This window comes from Bradyrhizobium sp. Mp27, from assembly GCF_029953005.1.
Classification (GTDB): domain Bacteria; phylum Pseudomonadota; class Alphaproteobacteria; order Rhizobiales; family Xanthobacteraceae; genus Bradyrhizobium; species Bradyrhizobium barranii.
In genome coordinates, this window is record NZ_JASAUS010000409.1 from 1 (window position 1) to 2,324 (window position 2,324).

The 2,324-nt window shown below is 60.8% G+C and carries 3 protein-coding genes; all 3 read left to right on the forward strand.

Going from position 1 to position 2,324, the window contains the following annotated elements; genetic code table 11:
- Positions 1-141 precede the first annotated feature (141 nt).
- Positions 142-633 (forward strand): hypothetical protein, encoded by a 492-nt coding sequence (locus QJT78_RS50335; protein WP_281460832.1) that lies wholly within the window; start codon positions 142-144, stop codon positions 631-633.
- A 623-nt stretch (positions 634-1,256) separates the two neighbouring features.
- Positions 1,257-1,607 (forward strand): hypothetical protein, encoded by a 351-nt coding sequence (locus QJT78_RS50340; RefSeq protein WP_155258278.1) that lies wholly within the window; start codon positions 1,257-1,259, stop codon positions 1,605-1,607.
- Between the two features lie 92 nt (positions 1,608-1,699).
- The gene (locus tag QJT78_RS50345; protein WP_155258279.1) at positions 1,700-2,128 is read left to right on the forward strand and encodes a hypothetical protein; all 429 of its coding nucleotides are present in this window, start codon (positions 1,700-1,702) and stop codon (positions 2,126-2,128) included.
- The last annotated feature ends 196 nt before the right edge of the window (positions 2,129-2,324 follow it).

Here is a 2,324-nt window from a genome sequence, read left to right on the forward strand (position 1 = left end):
CGCCCTCCCGACGCAACGACAAAACCGTAAAGCCCCGCGTTCAGCATAACCCGGCAGGAATCCACTTAAATCCAGCGGGGCGCTGTCCAAACAACCGGGGCCAGCTCTGACGGCAAAGAGCGCTGGCACGGCCTGGGCTCGTTGAAGGACGTGTCGCTCAAGGACGCACGTCTTGCGCGCGATGCGGCTCGGCTGCGCGTAAAGGGCGATCGCAGCACCGCCGGCGTGGATATCGTGCAGGAGAGGCGAAAAGCACGCGACGAAATGAAAGCCGTCGAGGCAAAGGTTGTGTTGCCGACGTTCGAAGAATGCGCGGAAGCCTACATCCGGGCGAACTGGTCGAGCTGGAGCGAGAAGCATCGCGATCAGTGGCCGTCCTCGCTCAAGCGCTACGCATACGGACGTGTAACGGTGCACGGATTCCGGTCGACCTTCGCAACTTGGGCCGAGGAATGCACCGACTATCCGGATGGCGTACGCGAAGCTGCACTGGCCCACAAATACAAGAGCGAGACGACCGCAGCCTATCAACGAGGTCAAAAGCTCGAAAAGCGCCGGGCGCTAATGAAGGATTGGGCCGTATTCCTGACCGGCGCCAATGTGACCCAATTTGAGGACCGGAGGACAGGATAGGCCGTCGAGCCAACAGTGAGGGTCAAAAGCGTTGGTTGCGTCCGATCCAAGGCTCCCGGTCTGCCCCAAGAGTAGCAGGGTCTCGGCAAACGGCCGGCTCAAGGCCAGAAGCGGAATTGGTGTCGGTCTCTATCCTCCGCAAAGCCAGACAAGCCGAGACTGGATTGCATGTGAGCGAGGGGCTGCGGTTCCCGGGCTCGCAGGCACCGAAGTAGCTCGCACAACAAAGAAGGACCGCTGTCGTCCACAGCGGCCCCTCACGCTTTCCGGGTTTCAATAATTCCGAAATGAAATGGCTTAACCAGCCCCGGAATGCCACTTTGTCCCGGTTAATAAATCCTTTCCATAACCTATGTGAATCGCGCGCCCCTAATTCTTGAGTGGAGGCCGCCTTGTTCGGATTAGCCACCGGCGGCACTGGATCCTGAGGCGGCCGGTGCACGACGTAAGGATTGCTCGGCGGTGTGGGGCTATCCGTACAAGCGAGGCCACCTCCTGGAGCTCCGGCGCAGCAAGATTCGGGGAGCGATCCACCATCAACGTGGTGGCTTGGAGAGCGGGAGGTCCCTAGGAACTTTCGGAGGTGCAACCCATTGAGCGGTCATTCAAGTAGAGGACAGCTCTTGAACCACATCGCCGTTATCTTGATCTTGCTCGTTGGCGGCTCTTCGCTCGCTTCGGCCCAGAGTGCGAGTGGATCGAGCAGCAGCGGCTCGGCGGCGAGTGGAACTGCGACCACCGGCTCGAAAGGTTATGCGGGCGGCACCCTATCGACTGGGCATACCATAAGCGGCACTGCGGGCTACTCCAGTCCCAACGTGGGCAACCCGCTCAGCCACGCAGCGACCGGCGACGTGGATGCTTCCTCGGTTAGTCCGGCTCCAACTTCCCACGACAACGCGGTGGACACGCCCGCCGCCGAACGCGCCATAAAGAACCTGGGCAACACCGACATCGGCATTCTCAAGAAGTAATACATGCTGCGCAGCCTGCGTGAGGCCGAGCGTTTTCTTCCCTGGCGATCCTGCGAGGCCGATCGCGGCCCGGCAGGAATATAGGTGGAGGCATGAGCAAGACGGTGCTTGTCTGCGCGGCCCTGACACCGCTCCATTTGGCCGATAATCTCGCCGGGCGGTGCGCCGATTGCGGCTGCGGCGTTCAGTATCGCCCGCATGCGCCTGCCGACGCGCGCAAGCTGTGCTTTGAATACGCGCTGCCGTCCCTTGAAGAGAACGACACCAAGCTCGTCACCACCCGCGCATGGTCGAGGATTTCCCCGCCTACATGCCAAAGAAGCGGCACTGATGATCACGGAGGTGCTCGCCAGATCAAAGGGCCGAACTACACCGCCGGGATCGTGCTGTCCCACGACGTGGTGGTCGAGACGGCACCCATCGTCCGCTGGCGATCCTCAACCTGCAAGGCATCTCCGATCTCGAGGCGCTGCATTCCGGCCAGTACAATGAGGAGTACGTGGGGGGCGGCACGAGGTTAGAGGAATTGCGTACCGTCGCGGTTGCACCGGCGCGTTGCATTGAAGGCGGCGCATGAAAGTCATAGTTGATGAAACCGGCGAGATCATAGAGCTGGCCCCGCAAATTCGGACAGTAGCTTGAGTGGATTTTCTGCCTGACAGCGGCGAGGATTCTTGCTGCGAATCAGGAGCGAAGATGACGAAGAAGAGCCGCCGG